Genomic DNA, 7,728 nt, shown 5'->3' on the forward strand with positions numbered 1-7,728 from the left:
GCGACCAGCTTGTTGCGTGTCACCCGCTGCACATAGTCGGCCGGCAGTTCGCCGCGCACCTCGGCCTCCAGTGCCTCGGCGTCTTCGTCCGGCGCAGGCAGCAGCAACTCGTGGCGCACGCCGAGCTGGTCCAGCAACTGGCGGCGGCGCGGGCTTTGGGAGGCGAGGTAGACAAAGGCGTGCATGACCGGCATTCTCAGGCGACGGCGCCACTCTGCCGAGAACGCGCCGCAGCACGCACTGTCCAGCGTGCGCGCAGGAACCTCAGTGCAGGTTCGCCCACCCAGCGCGACACGCCAGAGGCCAGCAACACGCTCAGCAGCAGGAAGACCGCCAGCAAGGGCAGGCGCTGGACCGGTTGCAAGGTGTCGCGCTGAAAGAACTGCAGCAGCCCGGCCAGCACCAGCACATGGAACAGGTACAGCTCGTAGCTGTGGCGGCCCAGCCAGCGCAGCGGCGTGAGCAAGCTGTCCAGCCGCCCGCGCCAACCCACGACCACCGGCTGCGGGCCTCGCGAAGCCCACAACCAGATGGCGGTGCAGCCCAGCAGCGCACTGAAGGTCCAGCCCGGATGGGCCATGAAGGACTGGCTCCACACCGCGACCATGCCTGCCACCGCCAGCCAGCGCACAGGCGCAGCCCAGCGCGCCGGCAGCCGCCAGCGCTGGCTGGCCAGCGCACACAACACGCCCGCAGCGATGGCGTCAAAGCAGGCCGGATAGGCGTAGAGGAAATCGATGTCGTTGCCTGGGTGCAGCGTGCGGTAGACCGGCCCCAGCACCAGCAAGGCAACAGCCGCCAGCGCGATCCACTGAGGCCGCTTCAGCAAGCGGCACAGCAGCGGAAACAGCAGGTAGAACGCCTCTTCGACCGACAGTGACCAGTAGACGTTCAAGCAATAGTGGAAGTAGCCCCAGCCTTCCTGCTGCATCAGCAGGTTGTGCCAGAAGCCCAGCACCGAGGCCAGCGCAATCAACCAGCGCTGCGCGGGCAGTGGCGGCCCGCGCTGGTCACTGCCGAAATACGGCAGCCCGCCGACCCAGCCCAGCAGCACGATGACTGCCAGCGCCAGCAGCAGCGGAGGCAGGATGCGGCTGGCACGCTCGACGTAGAAGCGGCGCAGGTCGATGTTCGCCAGCCCGCCATCGCGCTGCAGGACCTGGCGCGTGATCAGGAAGCCCGAGATCACGAAAAACAGCGTCACACCGTAGTTGCCGCGCAGTGTCAGCACCCCCAGCAGCGGCTTGCCGAGCAGGTCGCCCAGCGGGCTTTTCAGCAGCCCGAAGGCCAGCGTGAAGTGCAGCACCAGCACGCTGAGGATGGCCACGCCGCGCAGCGTGTCGACGCGCAGCGAACGGGAAGCATGGAACGGCAATGGCGCGGCGGCAGTGTTCAAGGCGAAGGGCAACAGCAAACGCGTCGAACACCGCGGCTCAGGCCACGCGGCTCACTCGCGGTGGTAAGGATGGCCGTTGCGCAGTGACCAGGCGCGGTACAGCGCCTCGGCCAGGAACACGCGCACAAAGGCATGCGGCAGGGTCAGGTCGGACAGGCGCAGCGTCTCGTCGGCCGTGGCCTTCAGGGCCGGGTCCAGGCCATCAGGACCGCCAACGAAAAACACCACGTCGCGCCCGTCACCCAACCAGAACTCGAAACGACGCGCGAGCTCCGCGGTGGTCAGGCGGGTGCCGCGCTCATCGAGGATGACGCGGCGGGCACCTTTGGGGCAGGCCGCTTCCAGGCGCGAGGCCTCGGCGGCCATCAGCTGCTCGGTGCTCTTGCCACCGCGCGGCTCGGCCTTGACGGCCCTCAGCTCCAGCTTCGCATCGGCCGGGAAACGCTTGGCGAAGTCCTCGTAGGCCACGTCAGCCCAGGCCGGCTGGCGCTGGCCGACGGCGGCAAGCACGAGGCGCATCAGGCGCTGCGGCTCAGCGCGCGGTCTTGCGCGGTGCGGCCTTCTTGGCCGGCGCCGCCTTCTTTGCGGCAGCCTTCACAGGTGCGGCCTTGGCAGGCGCAGCCTTGGCTGGCGCCCGCGTGGCGCTCTTGGCAGGCAACTTGCCGGCAGTCTTGATGACACCCTTCTTGGCGGCCACCGGCTTGACGACCAGGGTCTTGACCGGCGTGGCCTTGGCAATGGCCTTCTTGGTTGCGTCCTTGGCGGCCGTCTTCCTGGCTTCTGCCTTGGCGGCTGCAGCCTTGGCCACGGCCTTGGCACTGGGCATGGGCTCCGGCCGTGCTTCCGGCTTGGCCAGCTTGCCGCTGCTGGTCTTGCGGGCCGGGCGGGACGTGGGCGTCGCCAGCGCTTCGGCCTTGGCCGAGGCCTTCTTCGGCTTGGCGGTCTTCACCGGCTTCGCAACCGGTTCATCGTCCTCTTCTTCCTCTTCGGAAGCCTTGACCAGCGAGACCTGGCTGCTGCCAAGCTTGATCTTGACCGGCTTGCCGCCCCAGATCTCTTCGAGGCGGTAGTAGTCGCGAATGGCTGGCTGCATGATGTGGGCGACAGCGGCGCCGCAGTCCACGATGATCCATTCGCCGTTGTCTTCACCCTCGGTACGCAGCACCTGCAGGCCTTGGCGCTTGACCGATTCGCGCACGCTGGAAGCGAGCGCCTTGGTCTGGCGGTTGCTGGTGCCCGAGGCCACGATGACACGCTCGAACAGCGGCGACAGGTGCTCGGTGTTGAAGACCACGATGTCCTGGGCCTTCACATCTTCGAGGCCATCGACGATGGCGCGTTGCAGTTTGCGGATGTCCATTCAGCGGCCGGGGGGCGCCCGGTAGAGGAGGTGTTGATCAATATAGCGCGCCACCGCCTCACCGACCAGCGGTGAAACCGGCTGCCCGGCAGCGATGCGTTCGCGGATGCCGGTGGCGCTGATGTCGGTACGGGGCAGCGGCAGCACGTTCATGGCGTGTGCCAGGCCCGACCAGGCGGCCGGCGGACTGGGGGTTCGGCCCTCGCGAGCAGCGACGGCAAATGAGACCAGGGAGCGCAATTGTGCCGCATCCCGCCAGGTGTCGAGTCTGGCGTACTGATCCTGACCGATCACCAGCACCAGCTCGGCCTCTGGAAACTCGGCTTTCAGTTCGCGCGCCGTGTCCACCGTGTAGCTCGGCCCTTGACGCTGCAGCTCGCGCAAATCCAGTGTTTGCCGCGGCTCGTCAGCCATCAACAGCCGCACCATCGCCGCCCGGTCTTCCGCTGGCGCCAGCGCGCCAGCGGGCTTCTGCCAGGGCGCGCCGGCCGGCAGCCAGCGCAACTCATCCAGTTGCAGCGACTGCACCGCGACACGGGCCAGCGTCAGATGCGCCAAATGCGGCGGATTGAAGCTACCGCCGAACAGGCCGATCCTGAGGGCCCGTCGGCGCGTCACAGCGCCTCGTCGGCCCAGTCCCGCGGCCGCAAGAAATCGCTGTACAGCTTGGCCTCGGCGGTGCCGGCTTCAGGCGCCCAGTCGTAACGCCAATTCGCCATCGGCGGCATGGACATCAGGATGGCCTCGGTGCGGCCGCCGGACTGCAGGCCGAACAGGGTGCCGCGGTCCCACACCAGGTTGAACTCGACGTAACGCCCGCGCCGATAGGCCTGGAAATCGCGCTCGCGCTCGCCGTAGGGCATGTCGCGGCGGCGCTGCAGAATGGGCTCGTAGGCGGCGAGGAAGGCATCGCCGACGGCGCGTGTCATCGCGAAGCTCTGCTCGAAGCCCAGCTCGTGGAAGTCGTCGAAAAAGACGCCGCCAATGCCGCGTGGCTCCTGCCGGTGCTTGAGGAAGAAGTACTCGTCGCACCACTGCTTGAAGCGCGGGTACAGCGCGTCGCCGAACGGCGCCAATGCGTCGCGGCACGTGCGGTGGAAGTGTGCCGCATCCTCTTCGAAGGCGTAGTACGGCGTGAGGTCCATGCCACCACCGAACCACACCACCGGCTCGCGGCCCTCGGGCTTGGCGACGAAGCAGCGCACGTTCATGTGCACCGTCGGCACAAACGGGTTGCGCGGGTGGAAGACCAGCGACACGCCCATGGCCTCGAACGGCGCACCCGCCAGTTCGGGCCGGTGCGCGCTGGCCGAAGGCGGCAACTGCTGGCCCTGCACATGGCTGAAGTTGCAGCCACCGCGCTCCATCAGCTGGCCTCCTTCGATCAGGCGCGAAATGCCGTCGCCGGTCAAACGGGCACCAGGCTCGCGCTGCCAGGCATCCGTCAGGAAAACCTGGCCTTCGAGCTCACCGAACCGGCCCACGATACGGGCCTGGAGGTCCAGGAAGTAGCGGCGCAATGCCTGCGTGTCGACCAAACGATGGCTCCCGGTTCAACGCTTGATCGCGCGGTGGCCGATGTCGGTGCGCCACTGCGCGCCGTCGAAGGCAATGCCCTGCATCAGCTCGTAGGCGCGCTGCTGCGCGGTGCGCGCCGAGTCGCCCAGCGCGGTCACGCACAGCACGCGGCCGCCGGAGGTCAGGGTCTGGCCGTCCTTGGCCACCGTGCCGGCATGGAAGACCATGCCGTCTTCGGTGCCGGCGGCGTTGGCCGGCAGGCCGGTGATGGCGTCGCCCTTGCGCGGCTCGGCCGGGTAGTTGGCGGCAGCCATCACCACGCCCAGCGCGAAGCGGCGGTCCCATTGCAGCGTGACCTGGTCCAGCGTGCCATCCGTGGCATGCAGCATCACGTCGACCAGGTCGCTCTTGAGCCGCATCATGATGGGCTGGGTTTCCGGGTCGCCCATGCGGGTGTTGAACTCCAGCGTCTTGACCTGGCCGTCGGGCGAGATCATCAGCCCGGCGTAGAGGAAACCGGTGAACGGAATGCCGTCTTTCGCCATGCCGGCTATCGTCGGCAGGATGACCTCGTGCATCGCGCGGGCATGCACGTTGGGCGTGACGACGGGGGCCGGCGAATAGGCGCCCATGCCGCCGGTGTTCGGTCCGGTGTCGCCATCGCCAATGCGCTTGTGGTCCTGGCTGGTGGCCAGCGGCAGCACGTTCTTGCCGTCGCACAGCACGATGAAGCTGGCTTCTTCGCCCAGCAGGAATTCCTCGATCACGACCCGCGCGCCGCCCGCGTTGTGCACCACGCCCAGCCCGTTGCCTTCCAGCATGAAGTCGATCGCCTCGTGCGCCTCGGCCAGCGACATGGCCACGACCACGCCCTTGCCGGCCGCCAGGCCGTCGGCCTTGACGACGATGGGCGCGCCGATCTTGTCGACGTAGGCGTGCGCCTGGGCGGCATCGGTGAAGGTGCCGTAGGCTGCGGTGGGAATCGCGTGCCGCTGCATGAAGTCCTTGGCGAAGGCCTTGGAGCTTTCGAGCTGGGCGGCGGCCCTGGTCGGGCCGAAGATGCGCAGGCCGCGGGCGCGGAAGATGTCAACCACGCCCTGGGACAGCGGCGCTTCGGGGCCAACCACCGTCAGGCCGACCTTTTCCTTCTGCGCGAAGTCGGCCAGCGCCGTGGGGTCGGTGATGGGCACGTTGGTCAGGCGCTTGTCCAGCGCGGTACCGCCGTTGCCGGGTGCCACGAAGACATGCTGCACCTTCTGGCTTTGCGCCAGTTTCCAGGCCAAAGCGTGTTCACGGCCGCCGGAGCCGATGACGAGGATGTTCATGATGGGTGGGCCGTCTTTTCTGATTGTTTTTCTGGAATTTACTGCTCGAGTTCGGCGTTGTGATAGACCTCCTGGACATCGTCCAGGTCCTCGATCACGTCCAGCAGCTTCTGCATGCGCTCGGCATCGTCGCCGCTCAATGCAATGGTGTTTTCGGCCCGCATCGTGACCTCGGCAATCTCGGGCTTCAGGCCGGCGGCCTCCAGCGCGTTCTTGACCGCCTCGAATTCGGTCGGCGGCGTCAGCACCTCGATGGCGCCGTCGTCGTCGGTGATGACGTCATCGGCGCCGGCTTCCAGCGCCACTTCCATGACCTTGTCTTCCGACACGCCCGGCGCGAACACCAGCTGGCCGCAGTGCTTGAACTGGAAGGCCACCGAGCCTTCGGTGCCCATGTTGCCGCCGTACTTGCTGAACGCGTGGCGCACATCGGCCACGGTGCGCACGCGGTTGTCGGTCATGCAGTCGACGATGATGGCCGCGCCGCCAATGCCGTAGCCCTCGTAGCGGATTTCCTCGTAGTTCACGCCTTCGAGGTTGCCCGTGGCCTTGTCGATGTTGCGCTTGACCGTGTCGACCGGCAGGTTCACCGCCTTGGCCTTTTCGACCGCCAGCCGCAGCCGCGGGTTGGCCGAGACATCGCCGCCGCCCAGCCGGGCCGCGACCATGATCTCACGGATGACCCGCGTCCAGGCCTTGCCCCGCTTTTCGTCCTGACGACCTTTGCGGTGTTGGATATTGGCCCATTTCGAGTGCCCAGCCATGACAGAGTTCTCCTGCGCCCGGGCACGCCAAAGCCGACCCGGGGCATTTCAAGTTTCTTGGATAGACTGAGATTTTACTTGGTGGCCTGTCGGCCGCCACGAGGAGACTTCGATGGCCGACCCTCTGCTCGTCGCGCAACACGGCGACACCCGCTGCGAACTGCTGCCCGAGCTGGCCAACCGCCACGGCCTGATCACCGGCGCCACCGGCACCGGCAAGACCATCACGCTGCAAACCCTGGCCGAGGGTTTCTCCCGCATCGGCGTGCCGGTCTTCATGGCCGACGTGAAGGGCGACCTGACCGGCATCAGCCAGGCCGGCAGCCTGAGCCCCAAGCTTGCCGCCGTGCTGAAGGAACGTGGCCTGGACGCACCGGCATCTGTCGCCTGCCCCACCACGCTGTGGGACGTGTTCGGCGAGCAGGGCCACCCGGCGCGCGCCACCATCAGCGACATGGGGCCGCTGCTGCTGGCCCGCATGCTGGCACTCAACGAGACCCAGGCCGGTGTGCTGAACCTGGTCTTCAAGATCGCCGACGACCAAGGCCTCTTGCTGCTGGACCTGAAGGACCTGCGCGCGATGCTGCAGCACGTGGGCGACAACGCTTCGCAGTTCACGACCGAGTACGGCAACGTCAGCGCCGCGTCCATCGGCGCGATCCAGCGCGGCCTCCTGCAGATCGAACAGCAAGGCGGCGACCAGTTCTTCGGCGAGCCGATGCTGAACATCGCGGACTTCATGCAGACATCCGATGGCCTTGGCGTCATCAACATCCTGTCGGCCGACAAGCTGATGAACGCGCCGAGGCTCTACGCCAGCTTCCTGCTGTGGATGCTGTCCGAGCTGTTCGAGACGCTGCCCGAGGTCGGCGACCTCGAAAAACCCAAGCTGGTCTTCTTCTTCGACGAGGCCCACCTGCTGTTCAAGGACGCACCGGCGGCGCTGGTCGAGCGCATCGAGCTGGTGGTCCGCCTGGTGCGCTCCAAGGGCGTGGGCGTTTATTTCGTGACCCAGAACCCGCTGGACGTGCCCGACAGCGTGCTGGGCCAGCTCGGTAACCGGGTGCAGCACGCGCTGCGCGCCTTCACGCCGCGCGACCAGAAGGCCGTCAAGAGCGCCGCCGAAACCATGCGTGCCAACCCCGGGCTGGACATTGCAACAGCCATCACCGAGCTGGGCGTGGGCGAAGCGCTGATCAGCTTCCTGGACGCCAAAGGCCGGCCCTGCGTGACGGAACGCGTCTTCGTGCTGCCACCCGGCGGCCAGATCGGCCCGATCACGCCGGCCCAGCGCCAGGCGCTGCGCGAGGGCTCGCTGGTGGCGGGTGTCTACGAAACCGCGTTGGACCGGGAGTCGGCCTACGA

Annotated in this window: 9 protein-coding genes; 1 reads left to right on the top strand and 8 read right to left on the bottom strand. The window is 67.3% G+C overall.

The window, feature by feature from the left end:
- The 8 genes from FKP22_RS15070 to FKP22_RS15105 all read right to left on the bottom strand — a co-directional run.
- Positions 1-185: Maf family protein (locus FKP22_RS15070; RefSeq protein ID WP_211361417.1), on the bottom strand; the 185-nt coding region annotated here is incomplete at its 3' end.
- An 11-nt stretch (positions 186-196) separates the two neighbouring features.
- On the bottom strand, positions 197-1,396 hold the full coding sequence (locus tag FKP22_RS15075) for an acyltransferase family protein (protein ID WP_231012774.1): 1,200 nt from the start codon (positions 1,394-1,396) through the stop codon (positions 197-199).
- Between the two features lie 51 nt (positions 1,397-1,447).
- Positions 1,448-1,915: a 23S rRNA (pseudouridine(1915)-N(3))-methyltransferase RlmH gene (gene rlmH, locus FKP22_RS15080; RefSeq protein ID WP_141288292.1), complete on the bottom strand. Its 468-nt coding sequence runs from the start codon at positions 1,913-1,915 to the stop codon at positions 1,448-1,450.
- Between the two features lie 13 nt (positions 1,916-1,928).
- The gene (rsfS, locus tag FKP22_RS15085) at positions 1,929-2,756 is read right to left on the bottom strand and encodes a ribosome silencing factor (protein ID WP_141288293.1); all 828 of its coding nucleotides are present in this window, start codon (positions 2,754-2,756) and stop codon (positions 1,929-1,931) included.
- Positions 2,757-3,374: a nicotinate-nucleotide adenylyltransferase gene (nadD, locus tag FKP22_RS15090; protein WP_141288294.1), complete on the bottom strand. Its 618-nt coding sequence runs from the start codon at positions 3,372-3,374 to the stop codon at positions 2,757-2,759. It abuts the gene before it with no gap.
- A complete protein-coding gene (gene hemF, locus FKP22_RS15095) occupies positions 3,371-4,294 on the bottom strand; it encodes an oxygen-dependent coproporphyrinogen oxidase (protein WP_141288295.1) in 924 nt (307 codons plus the stop codon). The genes nadD and hemF overlap by 4 nt, the downstream gene beginning before the upstream one ends.
- 15 nt (positions 4,295-4,309) lie before the next feature.
- The gene (gene purD, locus FKP22_RS15100; RefSeq protein ID WP_141288296.1) at positions 4,310-5,599 is read right to left on the bottom strand and encodes a phosphoribosylamine--glycine ligase; all 1,290 of its coding nucleotides are present in this window, start codon (positions 5,597-5,599) and stop codon (positions 4,310-4,312) included.
- Between the two features lie 38 nt (positions 5,600-5,637).
- Complete coding sequence (locus tag FKP22_RS15105) at positions 5,638-6,363, bottom strand: YebC/PmpR family DNA-binding transcriptional regulator (protein ID WP_141288297.1); 726 nt, start codon at positions 6,361-6,363, stop codon at positions 5,638-5,640.
- 112 nt (positions 6,364-6,475) lie between these two features.
- Between FKP22_RS15105 and FKP22_RS15110 the strand changes: the two genes are divergently transcribed.
- Positions 6,476-7,728 (top strand): helicase HerA-like domain-containing protein (locus FKP22_RS15110; RefSeq protein WP_141288298.1); only part of this gene is annotated, 1,253 nt, incomplete at its 3' end.

The organism is Ideonella azotifigens (assembly GCF_006519715.1).
In the GTDB taxonomy this organism is placed as follows: domain Bacteria; phylum Pseudomonadota; class Gammaproteobacteria; order Burkholderiales; family Burkholderiaceae_C; genus Ideonella; species Ideonella azotifigens.